This is a genomic window from Thauera terpenica 58Eu (assembly GCF_000443165.1).
Classification (GTDB): Bacteria; Pseudomonadota; Gammaproteobacteria; order Burkholderiales; family Rhodocyclaceae; genus Thauera; species Thauera terpenica.
This window is the reverse complement of record NZ_ATJV01000001.1, coordinates 218,529-234,630: the sequence shown is the minus strand read 5'-3', so window position 1 is coordinate 234,630 and position 16,102 is coordinate 218,529. Positions and strand designations below refer to the sequence as shown.

The window sequence follows — 16,102 nt, the reverse complement described above, 5'->3', positions numbered from 1 at the left end:
CGTAGAATAGCGCCTTTATTTCAGTTCGCGGCCACCCAGCGGCGCTTTACGTTTGTGATCAGTCTTCGAAATTTACGCCTTGTGCGCGGCGTCAAGGTGCTCATCGAGAGCGCCACGCTGCAGATCCATCCGGGCTGGAAGGTCGGCCTCACCGGCGCCAACGGCAGCGGCAAATCCAGCCTGTTCGCCATGCTGCGCGACCAGTTGCATCCCGATCAGGGCGACCTCGACATGCCGCCCGCCTGGGTGATTGCCCACGTCGCGCAGGAAACCCCCGGCCTGGTGCAGGCGGCGATCGAATACGTGCTCGATGGCGATGCCGAGCTGCGCCGCATCGAGGCTGAGCTGCTTGCGGCGGAAAACGCACACGACGGCACCCATATCGGCGAGCTGCACGCCCGCCTGCACGAGATTGGCGGTTACGCGGCGCGCTCGCGTGCAGCCTCGTTGCTCGATGGTCTGGGGTTCCTGCAGTCCGATATCGAGCGCCCGGTGGCAGACTTTTCCGGCGGCTGGCGCATGCGCCTGAACCTGGCGCAGGCGCTGATGTGCCGCTCCGATCTGTTGCTGCTGGACGAGCCGACCAACCACCTCGATCTCGACGCGGTGATCTGGCTCGAGTCCTGGCTGCGCGACTATCGCGGCACCTTGCTGCTGATCTCGCACGACCGCGAGTTTCTGGACGCTTGCGTCACCCATATCGCCCACATCGAGCAGCAGAAGCTCACCCTGTACACCGGCGGCTATTCGGATTTCGAGCGTCAGCGTGGCGAGCGCCTGCTGCAGCAGCAGTCGATGTTTGAAAAGCAGCAGCGCGACATCGCGCACATGGAAGACTACATCCGCCGCTTCCGCGCCAAGGCCACCAAGGCGCGCCAGGCGCAGAGCCGGATCAAGGCGCTCGAGCGCATGGAGCGCATCGCCGCCGCCCACGTCGACACGCCGTTCAGTTTCGGTTTTCGTGACGCGCCGCCCGCGCCCGACCCCTTGCTGCAGATCGAGGATGGCGCGGTGGGCTACGGTGAGCGCATGGTGCTGGCCGACATCGGTCTGACGCTGCGCCCCGGCGAGCGTGTCGGCCTGCTCGGGCGCAATGGCGCGGGCAAGTCGACCCTGATCAAGCTGCTCGCCAACGAACTGGCGCTGGCGGCGGGCGAGCGCCTGGAGGGCAAGGGTCTGATCACCGGCTATTTTGCCCAGCATCAGCTCGAAACCCTGCGCACGGACGAGTCCGCGCTGCAGCACATGACGCGGCTCGACCCGCTGACTCGCGAGCAGGAGCTGCGCGACTATCTCGGTGGCTTTGATTTCCGCGGCGACGGCCTGGGCGGCAGCTCCACCCCGGCGACGACGCCTTGCGGCCCGTTCTCCGGCGGCGAGAAGTCGCGCCTGGCGCTGGCGCTGCTGATCTGGCAAAAGCCTAACCTGCTGCTGCTCGACGAACCCACCAACCACCTCGACCTCGAGATGCGCCACGCCCTCACGCTGGCGCTGCAGGATTACGAGGGCGCCATGGTGCTGGTGTCACACGACCGCGCCCTGCTGCGCGCCACCTGCGACCGCTTCCTGCTGGTGGACGACGGCCGCATCCAGCCCTTCGACGGCGACCTCGACGATTACCGCGACTGGCTCGCCACCCGGCGCACTGTGGTGGCGGCCGCGGCAGCCTGTCCTGATCAGACCGCCGACAAGGCGACACGCAAGGCCGATCGTGCGCAGGCCAGCGCCGATCGCCAAGCCCGCATCCTTGCACGTCGGCCGCTGGTGAAGGAGATCGAGCAGATCGACAAGCGCCTGGCGGCATGGAACAAGGAAAAGAGCGAGCTTGATGCGCGTCTCGCCGACCCTGAGCTTTACACGGGGCAGCAGGCCGCTGAGGTGCCGACGCTGAACAAGCGCCAGGCCGAACTCGTGCAGCGCATCGAGGACGCGGAGCTGCGCTGGCTGGAGCTGCACGAGACGCTGGACGCGATCCCGGCCGACTGAAACCGCAGCGCTGCGTCGGCTCAGTGCCGTCCTACTCCGGCAACCAGCGCAGCGGGTCGATGTTCCAGGTGGCGAAATCCTCGTGACCAACGATGCGGTCGTGCGAGCGCCGCAGGTCAACGATTTCGGGGGTCAGATAGTAGCCGCGGGTGTGGAAGATGATCTTCACCACCGGCTGCATCACCTGATCGGCGCTTTGCGCCTGCACCACCGCCAGGCGCCGGCTTTCCAGCCGCACCAGGGAGCCGGTCGGATAGATGCCCACGGCGCGGATGAAGGCCTTCACCAGTTCCGGTTTGAAGTGGAACTTGCTCCACTCGAGCAGCTTGCGCATGGCGTCGGTCGGCATCATCCCCTTGTGATAGACGCGATTGGAGGTGATCGCGTCATAGACGTCGACGATCGCCCCCATCTGCCCGTAGAGGCTGATCTCCTCACCCTTGAGCTTGTTCGGATAGCCGGTGCCATCGAAGCGCTCGTGGTGCTGGGCGGCGACGTCGAGCGCGATGTTGCTGATGCCGGGCGTGGCCTGCAGGATGATCTTGCTCTGCACGACGTGGTTCTTCATCTTGGCGAACTCGGCGTCGGTGAGCTTGGCCGGCTTGTTCAGGATCTCGTCCGCCACCTTGGCCTTGCCCACGTCATGGAGCAGGGCGCCGATCGCGATCTCGTGGATGATCTCGCGCGGCAATTCCAGCGCGCGCGCAAATGAGGTCATCAGCACGCACACCGACACTGAATGCTGGAAGGTGTATTCGTCGTGCTCCTTCAGCCGTGCCAGTGGCATGAGCGCGTCGGCGCGGCGAAAGATGGAGTCGACGATGCGCGCGACCAGGGGCTCGATCTGCTCCAGCTGGATCTGCTTGCCCAGGCGGACGTCACCCATCACGTCGCGCACGATGCGGTTGGCGTCGCCGTGCAGCTTTTGTGCACGCTCGACTTCGCGCTGCACCGAGACGCGCGGCATGTCCGAGGCGCTGGTGGTCGCCAGCGCCTGCAGCGCCGCGTCGACCTGGTGCTCCTGGGCTTCCTGGCTCGGTCCCTCGACGATGTCTAGCCCGCGCGCGGTGTCGATGTAGATTTCCTTCACGCCCAGCGCGCGTACCTTGAGCGCGACCGCTTCGGTTTTCACGGCAAAGCGGCTGCGCACGAAGTTGTGATCCATCCAGCCACAGTTGAGGTCGTGGATGAACATGCCAGTCTGGAGCTTTTCGGTCGGGATGAGCTTGATCATGGTCTTGAATGCGATATTTGCCGGAAGTATCCAATTTGCGTTCACCTCGTGCCAGTGCAAGACCGCCCGGTTCGAGTAATGGCGCACAGCGCGCACGTCGTGCATGCGTCTGCCCGCCTCCGGGCAAACCGTGCGATTCGGTGTGGATGGGTCGATGCTAGAATCGCGGCTTCGCCAAAATCTTGCCCGCAGGAGTGTCCGGTGCGTATCGTCTGTCTCGACCTCGAAGGTGTGCTGGTTCCTGAAATCTGGATCGAATTCGCCGAGCGTAGCGGCATTCCCGAGTTGCGCCGCACCACGCGCGACGAGCCCAACTACGACACCCTGATGAAGTACCGCCTCGACATCCTGGCGCAGAAAAAGCTCGGCCTGCCCGACATCCAGGCGGTCATCGCCAGCATGGGGCCGATGCAAGGTGCGCGTGAATTCCTCGACGCCTTGCGCGACGCTTACCAGGTCGTGATCCTGTCCGACACCTTCTATGAATTCGCCAGGCCGCTGATGCAGCAACTCGGCTTGCCGACGCTGTTCTGCCACAGCCTGGAAGCAGATGCCGAAGGCATTCTGGTGAATTATCACCTGCGCATGCCGGACCAGAAGCGCGAGGCGGTGAAACGCTTCAAGGAACTCAACTTCAAGGTCGTGGCCGCGGGCGATTCCTATAACGACCTCGCCATGCTGGGCGAGGCCCACGGCGGCATCCTCTTTCATCCACCGGAAAACGTCGTGCGCGAATTTCCGCAGTATCCGGTGGTGCGCGACTACGCGGCCCTGCGCGCCGAAATCGACGCCGCCTTCGCCCGCGCCGGCTGAACTCACGAGATACCATGCATCGCCAACGTTTTTACACGCTTTCCGCCTCCTGCCCCGACCGCGTCGGCATCGTCGCCCGGGTGTCGGGCTTCATCGCCGAACACAAGGGCTGGATCCTCGAGACCTCACTGCACGCCGAACTGCCACAAAATGGTGAGGCGCTCGGGCGCTACTTCATGCGCATCGAGATCAAGGCCGACTCCCTGCCTTTCCATCTTGCCGAGTTCCGCGAGCGCTTCCGTCCGCTCGCCGAAGAGCTTGAGATGGAATGGAAGATCACCGACTCTGCGGTCAAGAAGCGCGTGGTGGTGATGGTCAGCAAGCAGGAACATTGCCTGTACGACCTGCTCGCGCGCTGGCAGTCGAAGGAACTCGACATCGAGATTCCTTGCGTGATCTCCAACCACGACAACTTTCGTGGCTTTGTCGAATGGCATGGCATTCCTTTTCACCACGTGCCGGTCAACGCCGACAACAAGGAATCCGCCTACGCCGAGGTGCAGCGCATCTTTGAAGAGGTGCGTGGCGACACCATGGTGCTCGCGCGCTACATGCAGGTCCTGTCGCCCGCGCTGTGCGCTGCCTATCCGGGGCGCATCATCAACATCCACCACAGCTTCCTGCCCAGTTTCGTCGGTGCCAAGCCCTACCACCAGGCCTGGGACAAGGGTGTGAAACTGATCGGCGCCACCTGCCATTACGTTACCGCCGACCTCGACCAGGGGCCGATCGTCGATCAGGACGTGATCCGCATCGACCACTCCGACGCCGTGGAAGACATGGTGCGCTACGGCAAGGACATCGAGAAAACCGTGCTCGCCCGCGGCCTGCGCTACCACCTCGAAGACCGCGTGCTGGTGCATGGCAACAAGACCATCGTGTTCCGCTGAGCGCTCCGGGTGCGCGGAACCGGCGGGCAGCCGGTTCCGTCGCTGAGCACCTAGGTTCCTTACATCCGATACGCCGTTTCGCCGTGCGCGCTGATGTCCAGACCCTTGCGCTCGTCTTCTTCCGCCACCCGCAGGCCGACCGTCAGGTCTGCGAGCTTGTAGGCGACAAAGGCGACCACGGCAGACCAGACGATGGTGATGAGCACGCTGTAGGTCTGGATCCAGACCTGGGGGCCGATGGCAAAGTCTACGCCACCCGTGCCACCTAGCGCGGGCGCGGCGAACACACCGGTGAGCAGGGCGCCGACGATGCCGCCCACGCCATGCACGCCAAACACATCGACGGCGTCGTCGGCGCCGAGTGCATGCTTCAAGCCATTCACCCCCCACAGGCAGATGAAGCCTGAGAGCGCGCCGATGATGATGGCGCCCATCGGGCCGACGCTGCCGCAGGCCGGGGTGATGGCCACCAGACCGGCGACGGCGCCCGAGGCCGCGCCCAGCATCGAGGGCTGGCCCTTGACCAGGGCCTCGCCCAGCGACCAGGCCAGCACGGCTGCCGCAGTGGCGAGCAGGGTGTTGATGAAGGCGAGTGCAGCCCCGGCGTTGGCTTCGAGGTTGGAGCCAGCGTTGAAGCCGAACCAGCCCACCCACAGCAGCGCGGCGCCCACCATGGTCAGGGTCAGGTTGTGCGGTGCCATTGCCACGCGACCAAGGCCGATGCGCTTGCCCACCATGTAGGCACCCACCAGGCCGGCGATGCCGGCGTTGATGTGCACCACGGTGCCGCCGGCAAAGTCGAGGGCGCCGTCTTCGAGCAGGTAGCCGCCCGGACCCCACACCATGTGGCAGATCGGCAGGTAGCAAAGGGTGAACCAGGCCACCGAGAAGATCAGCACCGCGGAGAAACGCATGCGCTCGGCGAAGGCGCCGACGATGAGGGCGCCGGTGATGCCGGCAAAGGTGGCCTGGAAGGCGATGAAGGCGAACTCGGGCAGTTTTACGGTGGCGGTGAAGGTGTCGGCGAGCGAGGTGATCGTCACGCCGGACAGGAAGACCTTGTCCAGCGAACCGATGAAGGCATTGCCCTCGGTGAAGGCCAGGCTGTAGCCGTAGAGCGCGAACAACAAGGCGTTGAGCGAGAACACGGTCATCACCTGCATCAGCACCGACAACATGTTCTTGGCGCGCACCAGGCCGCCGTAAAACAGCGCCAGGCCGGGCAGGGCCATCATCAGCACCAGCAGGGTGGAGGTCATGATCCAGGCCACGTCGCCTTTGTTGACCTCGACTGCGACGGCGGCCACATCCTGGGCCGAGGCCCCGGCCGAGATCAGCGCGAGTGTGCCACCGACAGCAAGGGTCGGCAGGCGTGCAGGGTTCTTGTGCATTTTCGTGCTCTCCCTCACAAGGCATCCGCGCCGGTCTCGCCGGTGCGGATGCGGATGACTTGTTCGAGCTCGAACACGAAGATCTTGCCATCGCCGATCTTGCCGCTCGATGCGGCGCGCTCGATGGCCTCGATGGTTTGCTCGAGGAGCGCATCGGGAATGGCGGCTTCGATCTTCATCTTCGGCAGGAAGTCGACCACGTATTCGGCGCCGCGATAGAGCTCGGTGTGCCCTTTCTGGCGACCGAAACCCTTGACCTCGGTCACCGTGATGCCTTGGACACCGACTGCGGAAAGGGCTTCGCGTACTTCGTCGAGCTTGAAGGGCTTGATGATGGCGGTGATGAATTTCATGCTGGTCTCCAGTGCGCAGGGCGGGTGGATTGTGGTCGTGACACAGGTCGTAAAGCACTAGCCGTGCCAGGACGCGTAAACTCCTGCTTGTGCGCGGATTCAGGCGGGTTGCGGGCCCGGCATCGCCCCTGGGCGCGCTGAAGTGTAAGGCGCATGCGCACAAATCTGGACTGTGATGCACCAGCGCGGTGCGTCGCACTCCGCATGCCCGGATTCGGCTCAGGTGCGTGCAATGTGCGTGCTAGACTTTCTCCCATTCCCAACCGGTAATCGATACTCCACATGGCTACTCCCCGCTTACTCGACGACATCGGCGCCAAGCTCTCCGAGCTGGCCGCCAACAGCCCCGCCCGCGATATTGAAAAGAACGTCAAGGCCATGCTCGGCAGTGCCTTGAGCAAGCTCGATCTCGTTACCCGCGAGGAATTCGAAGTGCAGCGCGAGGTGCTGGCACATGCGCGGCAGAAACTCGCCGAGCTCGAATTGCGCATTGCCCAACTCGAGGGCCCGCCGCCGGTCGTGGCTGCAAAGCCCGCCGATGTCGGTACGGCTGAAAGTGCCGACAAGGCCGACAAGCCGGCCTGAGTTCCGCAGCCGGGCAGAACGCCCGGTTTATCTGTTTGTCATCGATGCGTTGTCCGCTAGACTGGCGCTCTGCCCAGTCCGGAGAACCGCATGTCTCTTGCGCTCGTGCGCAGCCGCGCGCTCGTCGGCCTTGATGCGCCCGAGGTCACGGTCGAGGTGCATCTGGCCAACGGCCTGCCTGCCTTCAGCCTGGTAGGGCTGCCCGATACCGAAGTGCGCGAGGCGCGCGACCGCGTGCGCGCCGCGCTGCAGACCTCGCAGTTTGAATTCCCGCAGCGGCGCATCACCGTCAACCTGGCGCCCGCCGATCTGCCCAAGGAAGGCGGGCGCTTCGACCTGGCCATTGCGCTGGGCATTCTGGTGGCATCGGGACAGGTCGCGGCCAAACTCCTGGATGGTCTGGAATTTTGCGGCGAGCTGTCGCTGAATGGTGAGCTGCGCGCGGTGCGCGGCGTGCTGGCGGTGGCGCTGGCCGCGGGGCGGGCGCAACGCGGTGTGGTGGTGGCGCTGGCCAATGCGCCCGAGGCTGCACTGGCGCGTGATGCCACGGTGTTGCCGGCAAGCAGTCTGTGCGCGGTGGCCGCGCATCTGAACGGTCACAGCGCACTCGAGCCACAGCCGTGCACCGCACCGCAGGCGATCGCGCCGACGGGGCCGGATCTGGCCGATGTGCGCGGCCAGTTGCAGGCGCGACGAGCGCTGGAGGTGGCGGCCGCCGGGTCGCATTCGCTGCTGCTGTTCGGGCCGCCGGGCACGGGCAAGTCCATGCTGGCGCAGCGCTTGCCCGGACTGCTGCCACCGATGTCCGAAGCCGAGGCGCTGGAGACGGCGGCGGTGTGCTCGCTGGACGGCAGCTTCGACGCCACGCGCTGGGCGCAGCGGCCGTTCCGGGGGCCACACCACTCGGCGTCGGCGGCGGCGCTGGTGGGGGGCGGCGCAAACCCGCGGCCAGGTGAGATTTCGCTCGCTCATAACGGAGTTTTATTTTTGGACGAGCTCCCCGAGTTTGACCGGCGGGTGCTCGAATCCCTGCGTGAGCCGCTGGAAACCGGCCATATCAGCGTCTCACGTGCGCGCCGGCGAGCGGACTTCCCGGCGCGCTTTCAATTGGTCGCGGCGATGAACCCCTGTCCCTGTGGCTATTCCGGCCATCCACGCAAGGCTTGTCGGTGCTCGCCAGAGCAGGTGGCACGGTATCGGGGGCGATTGTCGGGGCCGCTACTGGATCGCATCGACCTGGTGGTGGAGGTGCCGGTGCTGGCCCATGAAGAGCTCACTTCCACTGCGCCGGCAGCGTCCTCGGCCGAGGTTCGCGCGCGCGTGGTGCTGGCGCGTGCCTCCCAGGCCGAACGCCAGGGCATGCTCAACGCCCGTCTGGACAGCCGCGCGGTCGAGCGCTACTGCGTGCCCGATCGCGCGGGGGCAGGTCTGCTGCAACAGGCGATGACGCGCCTCGATCTGTCGGCGCGCGCTTATCACCGCATCCTGCGCGTGGCGCGCACGCTGGCCGACATGGCGGGGGTGGCGCAGCCGGGTGTGGCGCAGGTGGCCGAGGCCATCCAGTACCGGCGCAGCCTGGACGGACGCTGAGGCCTCAGCACTGCTGCCAGGGCAGGCCGTCGAAGCGCCAGCCGCTGAGCGAATTGCGATGGTGGTTGTCGTCGAGATCGCCCTCGAAGCCATGCTGGACGTTGAACACCTGTCCAAAGCCGGCGTCGATCAAGGCCTGGCCGGCGGTCTCGGAGCGGTTGCCCGAGCGGCAGATGAGCAGGATGGGGCGCTGGTCGCCGTTGCCCACCAGCTTGCGGACTTCGCCCACAAAGTGTGGGTTCACCTCCCAGTCGGGGCCGTCGTTCCACGACACGTGGATGGCGCCGACGGGGTGGCCGACGAACAGGTATTCGATCTCGCTGCGCACATCGATCAGCAGCGCGCTGGGGTTCGCCTGCAGGAAGGCGTACGCCTCGGTGGGGGTGATCTGCTTCATGTCTTGTTCTCCTTGGGCGCGGAATTCGGGCACGGCCTTCACACCATCTCGCCGAGATAGGCTTCGCGCACCTTGGGGTTGGCGAGCAGCTCGTCGCCACTGCCGGTGAGCGTGATCCTGCCCGATTCCATCACATAGCCGCGCTGGGCAAACTCCAGCGCCAGGTTGGCATTTTGCTCCACCAGCAGGATGGTCACCCCTTCTTTCGCCACCGACTGCACGACCTCGAAGATCTTTTCCACCACCAGCGGCGCCAGGCCCATCGACGGCTCATCGAGCAGCAGCAATTTGGGCCGCGACAGCAGCGCGCGGCCGATTGCCACCATCTGCTGTTCGCCGCCCGACAGCGTGCCAGCCACCTGGGGCAGACGTTCCTTGATACGCGGCAGCATGGTGTACACGCGCTCGAGGTCGGCTTCGATGCCGGCCTTGTCGTTGCGTGAGTAGGCGCCCATGCGCAGGTTCTCTTCCACCGTCAGGCGGGTGAAGATGCCGCGCCCCTCGGGCACCAGCGCCACGCCGCGACGCAGGCGCTTGTGTGCCGGCAGGACGTTGATCGTGTCGCCGGCGTAGAGGATGTCGCCGCCGGCAATCGGCTGCACGCCGGCAATGGCGTTGAGCGTGGTGGTCTTGCCGGCGCCGTTGGCGCCGATCAGGCACACCAGTTCGCCCGCCCACAACTCGAGGTCGATGCCCTTCACGGCCTGGATGCCGCCGTAGGAAATCTGCAGGTTCTGCAACTTCAGCAGGGGAGAGCCGGGCTTAGTCTGCATGCTTGCCTCCACCCAGATAGGCGGCGATCACCGCTTCGTCCTTCTGCACCACGGTGGGTATGTCCTCGGCGATCTTCTTGCCGAAATCGAGCACCGCGACGCGGTCGCACAAGCCCATCACCAGCTTCACGTCGTGCTCGATCAGCATCACGGTGATGCCGTCGCGGCGGATCTGCTCGATCAGTAGCTTGAGCTGGCCGGTTTCGGTAGCGTTCATGCCGGCCGCGGGCTCGTCCAGCGCCAGCAGTTGCGGCTCGGTGGCCAGCGCGCGTGCAATCTCCAGCCGGCGCTGGTCGCCGTAGGACAGGTTCTTCGACACCACCTCGGCAAAGTGGCCGATGCCCACGTAGTCGAGCAGTTCGTTGGCGCGCTGGGTGGTGAGGCGCTCTTCTTCGCGGGTGAAGCGGTTTTGCGTCAGCACGCCCCACACCCCCGCCTTGGTGCGGATGTGGTGGCCGGCCATGACGTTCTCGAGTGCGGTGAGGTCGCGAAACAGGCGGATGTTCTGGAAGGTGCGGGCGATGCCACGGCCGACGATCTTGTGCGGCTTGCCGCTGGGCAGCTCGCTGCCGTTGAACACGAACTCGCCACCGTCGGGCGTGTAGGAGCCGGTGAGCACGTTGAAGAATGTGGTCTTGCCGGCGCCGTTGGGGCCGATCAGGCCGTAGACCTCACCCTTGTGGATGGTGAGCGAGACCTCGGTCAGCGCGTGCAGGCCGCCGAAGCGTTTGCCGATGTTGCGGGCTTCGAGCAAGGTGATCACTGTGCGCCCTCCCGCTTCATGTTCTCGGCGTGGGCGTAGCGTGCGCGCGCGGGGATCAGCCCCGAGGGGCGCAGCAACATCATCAGGATCATGGCCAGCGACAGCAGCAGCATGCGCAGCACCTCGGGGTCGAGGATCACGGTGCCGAACAGGGTCTGCTGCATGGGCACGGCCACGTCACGCAGGATCTCGGGCAGCAGGGCGAGCACGAAGGCACCGACGATGGCGCCGGCGATGTTGCCCATGCCGCCGAACACCACCATGGTCAGCACCGCGATCGATTCCATCAGGCTGAAGCTCTCAGGGCTGACAAAGCCCTGGAAGGCGCCGAACAGCGCGCCCGCCACGCCGCCAAAGGTGGCGCCGAGCGAAAACGCCAGCAGCTTCATGTTGCGCGTGTTGATGCCGATGGCCTTGGCGGCGAGCTCGTCGTCGCGCATCGCCGCCCAGGCGCGGCCAATGCGCGAGATCTGCAGGCGCTGCACGAACAGGATCGAGCCTGCCACGCACAGCAGGAAGAAGTAGTAGTACAGGAACAATGAGTTGATCGAGAAGTTTTCGGTGATCTGCAGGTTGCGCGACAGATCCCAGCCGAACAGGTTGATCGGATCGATCATGTTGATGCCCTGCGGCCCGTTGGTGATGTTGATCGGGTAGTTCAGGTTGAGAAGGAAGATGCGCACGATCTCGCCGAAGCCCAGGGTGACGATGGCGAGATAATCGCCGCGTAATCGCAAGACCGGAAAGCCCAGCATGATGCCCGCCAGTGCCGCGAAGCCCGCCGCCAGCGGCAGCACGATCCAGAACGGCATGTGGACGTCGAAGTGGGGCGAGGCCAGAAACGCGAAGGCGTAGGCCCCGACCGCGTAGAAGGCGATGTAGCCTAGGTCGAGCAGGCCGGCAAAGCCCACCACCAGGTTCAGGCCCAGCGCCAGCATCATGTAGAGCAGGGCAAAGTCGAGGATGCGCACCCAGCTGCGGCCAAACTGCCAGGCGATGAGGGGCGCCACGAGGGCGATGATGATGATCAGCCAGCGCGCCGCCATCGGGTTGCGCTTGCCCAGCCAGGGCACGGCGGAGACGAGTTCATTCATGAGCGTCCGGCCTCCTTATGCCCGGTCCGACACGCGCTCGCCGAGCAGTCCGGTGGGCTTGAAGATCAGCACCAGGCCCAGAATGATGAAGGCGAAGATGTCCTGATAGGACGAGTTCAGAAAGCCGAAGCTCAGGTGTTCGATGTAGCCCGCGCCGAAGGACTCGACCAGGCCGAGCACGATGCCCCCGAGCATGGCCCCGCCCAGGTTGCCGATGCCGCCCAGCACCGCCGCGGTGAAGGCCTTGAGGCCGGGCATGAAGCCCATGCCATAGTGGGCAATGCCGTAGTTGCTGGCGAACATCACGCCGGCGATGGCGGCCAGCGCCGCACCGACGACGAAGGTGAAGGCGATCACAGCGTTGGTGTCGACGCCCATCAGGCTGGCGACGCGGTGGTTCTCGGCGGTGGCGCGCATGGCGCGGCCGATCTTGCTGCGCGTCACCAGCAGCGACAGGCCGATCATGATCGCCGCCGAGGCAATGATGATCACCACCTGCACCGGGGTGATGAACACGCCCGCGATCGGCTCCAGCGGCGTGGTGGAGATGAGCTGCGGAAAGGTGTGGTAGTTGCGCCCCCAGATGATCATCGCCACCGTCTGCAGCAAGAAGGACATGCCGATCGCGGTGATCAGCGGCGCCAGGCGGGGTGCGTTGCGCAGCCGTCGGTAGGCCAGCCGCTCCATCAGGAAGCCCAGCGTCATGCACACCGGGATCGCCACCATGAGCGCGATCGTCAGCATGTAGATCGGCGACAGCCCGGGCGCCACGCCCATCAGGAACAGCATGGTCTGCAAGGCGGTCAGCGCGCCCACCATCAGCACGTCGCCGTGGGCGAAGTTGATGAGGCCGAGAATGCCGTACACCATCGTGTAGCCGAGCGCGATGAGCGCATACACGCTGCCGATCACCAGGCCATTGATGAGTTGCTGGATGAGGGTTTCCATTTTGAGCTTTTAGCACCGAAAGGAGGTCGGAGTGGCCCGCACGGCCCATGGGGGCGTACGGCTTGGAGGAGCAGGGTGTACCGGCTGGCGGTGACACAACCCGCAGGCCTTGCCCCTCACGCCGTGGGCGTGAGGGTGTTTTGGGACAGAGCAGACAGGGCGCTTACAGCGCCAGCCAGGCGCCGTCCTTGAACTGGTACATGGTCACCGCGCCTTCCTTGATGTCGCCCTGGGCGTCGAAGGCGACGTTGCCGGTGACGCCTTCGAAGTTGATGGTCTTGAGCTCGGGCAGGTACTTGGCGGGCTCGACCGAGCCGGCTTTCTCCATCGCCTTCACGATCGCCATCGCCGCATCGTAGGCATAGGGGGCGTAGAGCTGCACCTCGCCATTGAAGCGCGCCTTGTAGTCGGCGCGGAACTTGGCGCCACCCGGCATCTTGTCCAGCGGCAGGCCGGCCATCGAACAATAGGTGTTCGAGTTGATGGCGTCGCCCGCGAGCTTGATCATCTCCGGGCTGCAGCCACCGTCACCGGTGAGGAACTGGGTGTTGATGCCCAACTGCTTGATCTGGCGCAGCATCGGGCCGGCCTGGGCATCCATGCCGCCGAAGAACACCACATCAGGTGCGGTGGCGCGGATCTTGGTCAGGATGGCGTTGAAGTCGGTCGCCTTGTCGGTGGTGAATTCACGCGCAACCACCTGCGCCCCTGCCGCCTTCACTGCCTTTTCGGTCTCGTCGGCCAGGCCCTGGCCGTAGGACGTGCGGTCGTCGATGATCGCCACCTTCCTGGCGCTCAGCGTCTTCACCGCAAAGTTGCCCAGCGCACCGCCCTGCTGCACGTCGTTGGCAATGGTGCGGAACACGCCCGGGAATTTCTGTTGGGTCAGCTTGGGGTTGGTCGACGCCGGCGAAATCTGCGGCACCCCGCCCTGATCATAGATGCGCGATGCCGGAATCGAGGTGCCCGAGTTCAGGTGCCCGATCACCCCCTTCACCCCCGCATCCACCAGCCGCTGCGCCACCGTGGTGCCGGTGCGCGGGTCAGCCTGGTCATCCTCGCCGATGAGCTCGAACTTCACCTTCTTGCCGCCGATGTCGGCGCCGCCCTGGGCATTGATCGCATCGACCGCCATGCGGCTGCCGTTCTCCAGGTCCTTGCCCAGGTGCGAAATGGTGCCGGTCAGCGGCGCCGCATTGCCCAGTTTGACGACGTCCTGCGCCTGGGCCGCGCCCAGTCCGACGCTCATGATCGCGAGTGCAACGATGCTGTGCTTCATGCTTGATCCTCCGACGAATGCAAGTGATGGCTGATGTTGTTTTCTGCTGCATCTGCGAGGTCTTGTCTCCCCTCGTCGGCACCGTATTGGTGGCGCCCCTTCTTCCCCTTGTCACCCCCGCGATGGTCGCGAATGGGACAAAAGCTTGCGTATTCTGCACATAAACGCAGCGCAGGCGCGCGCTGCTGCGGGGCGGCGCTGCCTGCTGCGGGTGCTGCAGTGCGGTAAAAAATGTTAGATGCTTGAGGTGGGGGGTCAGCAAGGCTTGTTCTGCGTGATCTGGGCGGCTGTTTCGGCGTTACGGCCAGGTGCTGCGTAGCACAATTGATGTGGTGTTGCGGCTAACCCTGATCAGGGGTGGAGGTGTGGGGAAGCCGCTCCGGTATGGACCCGACGTGCTCAAGGTTTTCCCGGGTATCCGGCTCTCATGGGGAACGGGAACGAGCGGGACTCGACCCACGAACGACGCTGCGCGATCCTCCTAACCCCTCATGGGGAACGGGAACAACAGGACAAGCCGGCCGCTGAGGCCGTCGCGCCGCACTCCTAACCCCTCATGGGGAACGGGAACCGTCCCAACCAGAACCCCCGAGGCGACCCATGAAGCTCTCCTAACCCCTCATGGGGAACGGGAACACTCCCTGCGCTCGATTCGAGCGAGGCCAGCCGTGATCCTCCTAACCCCTCATGGGGAACGGGAACGCCGCCAACCGTCCCGATCGGCGTCGGTGGCCGCAGCTCCTAACCCCTCATGGGGAACGGGAACGCAACGGCGCGGCGCGACTTACGCGGTGCACGTCGACTCCTAACCCCTCATGGGGAACGGGAACGCCTTGCGGCCGAGCCTGTAACCCTGCTGCTCGGCCTCCTAACCCCTCATGGGGAACGGGAACGAGAAGGAGCTGTGGGCACGGCGAGACTGGACGACCAACTCCTAACCCCTCATGGGGAACGGGAACGCAGCGCGTGGCGCGTGCGCATGGCTATCAGGGCGACTCCTAACCCCTCATGGGGAACGGGAACAGCCACGGCGGGTGTGGCGCCACCGGCAAACAGGGTCTCCTAACCCCTCATGGGGAACGGGAACTTGTGCCGTAGGCGGCATTGTGAGCGGCGCGAGTTTCTCCTAACCCCTCATGGGGAACGGGAACTCGAGGGCTTCGACGGGGAAGAGCACACCGAGGACGACTCCTAACCCCTCATGGGGAACGGGAACCGTACGCCCGCGTGGGCATGTCCCAGGCGTAGAAGTTCTCCTAACCCCTCATGGGGAACGGGAACCACCGCACCCGACCTGCACGCCGACGCAGCAATCGTCTCCTAACCCCTCATGGGGAACGGGAACAATGCAGCTCCATGCCATGGGCCAGCAGCCGACCCACTCCTAACCCCTCATGGGGAACGGGAACAATGCGCCGCGCCGCGGCAGAGCAGCAGTCGGCACACTCCTAACCCCTCATGGGGAACGGGAACCTTGATCCGCGCGACGTCTGGGTTGAACCGGGTCCACTCCTAACCCCTCATGGGGAACGGGAACACAGCCGCGTGGTGGACGCCGAGGGGCGTCCGCTGGTCTCCTAACCCCTCATGGGGAACGGGAACGACGCTCGAGTTCAAGAACAACTTGGAGTCGCAATCCTCCTAACCCCTCATGGGGAACGGGAACTGGACGGAACTCAAGCTGTACCGCACCGCCGGCGGGCCTCCTAACCCCTCATGGGGAACGGGAACAGCGGCGCGCGCGCCCGGCGGTGCGGCGGGCGATCGACTCCTAACCCCTCATGGGGAACGGGAACACGAGCGACGACGACATCGAAGCGCTGAATGTCGGCCTCCTAACCCCTCATGGGGAACGGGAACGCCAGTGAGGCGAGTCGTAGCCGCGCCCTTTCGTCGGCTCCTAACCCCTCATGGGGAACGGGAACCTGCGCCCGTGCATGCCCCTGCGGCTGATGCGACGCTCTCCTAACCCCTCATGGGGAACGGGAACACTTGTAGATGCCGGC

The 16,102-nt window shown here is 65.1% G+C and carries 14 protein-coding genes and 1 CRISPR repeat array (1 of these 15 running past the window's edge); of the genes, 5 read left to right on the top strand and 9 right to left on the bottom strand.

The features are described from left to right. Positions 1-54 precede the first annotated feature (54 nt). The gene (locus tag M622_RS21820) at positions 55-1,986 is read left to right on the top strand and encodes an ATP-binding cassette domain-containing protein (RefSeq protein WP_031346067.1); all 1,932 of its coding nucleotides are present in this window, start codon (positions 55-57) and stop codon (positions 1,984-1,986) included. A gap of 31 nt (positions 1,987-2,017) precedes the next feature. Here M622_RS21820 and M622_RS21815 read toward each other — a convergent pair whose 3' ends face one another. Beyond that, the gene (locus M622_RS21815) at positions 2,018-3,220 is read right to left on the bottom strand and encodes an HD-GYP domain-containing protein (RefSeq protein WP_031346066.1); all 1,203 of its coding nucleotides are present in this window, start codon (positions 3,218-3,220) and stop codon (positions 2,018-2,020) included. A gap of 201 nt (positions 3,221-3,421) precedes the next feature. Between M622_RS21815 and thrH the strand changes: the two genes are divergently transcribed. Together thrH and purU are read left to right on the top strand one after the other, a co-directional pair. Further along, positions 3,422-4,033, top strand: a complete 612-nt coding sequence (gene thrH / locus M622_RS21810; protein ID WP_021247672.1) for a bifunctional phosphoserine phosphatase/homoserine phosphotransferase ThrH — start codon at positions 3,422-3,424, stop codon at positions 4,031-4,033. A 14-nt stretch (positions 4,034-4,047) separates the two neighbouring features. Beyond that, on the top strand, positions 4,048-4,923 hold the full coding sequence (purU, locus tag M622_RS21805; RefSeq protein ID WP_021247671.1) for a formyltetrahydrofolate deformylase: 876 nt from the start codon (positions 4,048-4,050) through the stop codon (positions 4,921-4,923). A gap of 59 nt (positions 4,924-4,982) precedes the next feature. Here the strand turns inward: purU and M622_RS21800 are convergent, their stop codons facing one another. Next, the gene (locus tag M622_RS21800; protein WP_021247670.1) at positions 4,983-6,314 is read right to left on the bottom strand and encodes an ammonium transporter; all 1,332 of its coding nucleotides are present in this window, start codon (positions 6,312-6,314) and stop codon (positions 4,983-4,985) included. A 14-nt stretch (positions 6,315-6,328) separates the two neighbouring features. After that, the gene (locus M622_RS21795; protein WP_021247669.1) at positions 6,329-6,667 is read right to left on the bottom strand and encodes a P-II family nitrogen regulator; all 339 of its coding nucleotides are present in this window, start codon (positions 6,665-6,667) and stop codon (positions 6,329-6,331) included. A gap of 282 nt (positions 6,668-6,949) precedes the next feature. Here M622_RS21795 and M622_RS0119715 point away from each other — a divergent pair, with 282 nt between their 5' ends. Together M622_RS0119715 and M622_RS21790 are read left to right on the top strand one after the other, a co-directional pair. Further along, positions 6,950-7,252, top strand: a complete 303-nt coding sequence (locus M622_RS0119715) for an accessory factor UbiK family protein (RefSeq protein WP_021247668.1) — start codon at positions 6,950-6,952, stop codon at positions 7,250-7,252. Between the two features lie 90 nt (positions 7,253-7,342). Next, a complete protein-coding gene (locus M622_RS21790) occupies positions 7,343-8,842 on the top strand; it encodes a YifB family Mg chelatase-like AAA ATPase (protein ID WP_021247667.1) in 1,500 nt (499 codons plus the stop codon). Between the two features lie 4 nt (positions 8,843-8,846). Here the strand turns inward: M622_RS21790 and M622_RS21785 are convergent, their stop codons facing one another. From M622_RS21785 to M622_RS21760, 6 genes are all read right to left on the bottom strand, one after another. Next, positions 8,847-9,239 (bottom strand): rhodanese-like domain-containing protein, encoded by a 393-nt coding sequence (locus tag M622_RS21785; RefSeq protein WP_021247666.1) that lies wholly within the window; start codon positions 9,237-9,239, stop codon positions 8,847-8,849. A 38-nt stretch (positions 9,240-9,277) separates the two neighbouring features. Continuing rightward, positions 9,278-10,012, bottom strand: coding sequence for an ABC transporter ATP-binding protein (locus tag M622_RS21780; protein ID WP_021247665.1), 735 nt, complete (start codon positions 10,010-10,012; stop codon positions 9,278-9,280). Then, positions 10,002-10,775, bottom strand: coding sequence for an ABC transporter ATP-binding protein (locus M622_RS21775; RefSeq protein WP_021247664.1), 774 nt, complete (start codon positions 10,773-10,775; stop codon positions 10,002-10,004). Before M622_RS21775 ends, M622_RS21780 begins: the two co-directional genes overlap by 11 nt. Next, positions 10,772-11,869: an ABC transporter permease subunit gene (locus tag M622_RS21770; protein ID WP_021247663.1), complete on the bottom strand. Its 1,098-nt coding sequence runs from the start codon at positions 11,867-11,869 to the stop codon at positions 10,772-10,774. The genes M622_RS21775 and M622_RS21770 overlap by 4 nt, the downstream gene beginning before the upstream one ends. A gap of 15 nt (positions 11,870-11,884) precedes the next feature. Further along, entirely contained in the window at positions 11,885-12,817 is a 933-nt protein-coding gene (locus M622_RS21765) for a branched-chain amino acid ABC transporter permease (RefSeq protein ID WP_021247662.1), read from the bottom strand. A 163-nt stretch (positions 12,818-12,980) separates the two neighbouring features. After that, entirely contained in the window at positions 12,981-14,096 is a 1,116-nt protein-coding gene (locus M622_RS21760) for a branched-chain amino acid ABC transporter substrate-binding protein (RefSeq protein WP_021247661.1), read from the bottom strand. Between the two features lie 478 nt (positions 14,097-14,574). Next, positions 14,575-16,102: a CRISPR direct-repeat array (repeat unit 28 nt; unit sequence CTCCTAACCCCTCATGGGGAACGGGAAC); it runs 6,248 nt beyond the window's last position.

Excerpts from the sequence above, each read along its gene's own strand:
- M622_RS21815 (WP_031346066.1), bottom strand. The coding sequence starts at position 3,220 with ATGATCAAGCTCATCCCGACCGAAAAGCTCCAGACTGGCATGTTCATC.
- purU (WP_021247671.1), top strand. The coding sequence starts at position 4,048 with ATGCATCGCCAACGTTTTTACACGCTTTCCGCCTCCTGCCCCGACCGC.
- M622_RS21800 (WP_021247670.1), bottom strand. The coding sequence starts at position 6,314 with ATGCACAAGAACCCTGCACGCCTGCCGACCCTTGCTGTCGGTGGCACA.
- M622_RS21795 (WP_021247669.1), bottom strand. The coding sequence starts at position 6,667 with ATGAAATTCATCACCGCCATCATCAAGCCCTTCAAGCTCGACGAAGTA.
- M622_RS0119715 (WP_021247668.1), top strand. The coding sequence starts at position 6,950 with ATGGCTACTCCCCGCTTACTCGACGACATCGGCGCCAAGCTCTCCGAG.
- M622_RS21790 (WP_021247667.1), top strand. The coding sequence starts at position 7,343 with ATGTCTCTTGCGCTCGTGCGCAGCCGCGCGCTCGTCGGCCTTGATGCG.
- M622_RS21785 (WP_021247666.1), bottom strand. The coding sequence starts at position 9,239 with ATGAAGCAGATCACCCCCACCGAGGCGTACGCCTTCCTGCAGGCGAAC.
- M622_RS21780 (WP_021247665.1), bottom strand. The coding sequence starts at position 10,012 with ATGCAGACTAAGCCCGGCTCTCCCCTGCTGAAGTTGCAGAACCTGCAG.
- M622_RS21770 (WP_021247663.1), bottom strand. The coding sequence starts at position 11,869 with ATGAATGAACTCGTCTCCGCCGTGCCCTGGCTGGGCAAGCGCAACCCG.
- M622_RS21765 (WP_021247662.1), bottom strand. The coding sequence starts at position 12,817 with ATGGAAACCCTCATCCAGCAACTCATCAATGGCCTGGTGATCGGCAGC.
- M622_RS21760 (WP_021247661.1), bottom strand. The coding sequence starts at position 14,096 with ATGAAGCACAGCATCGTTGCACTCGCGATCATGAGCGTCGGACTGGGC.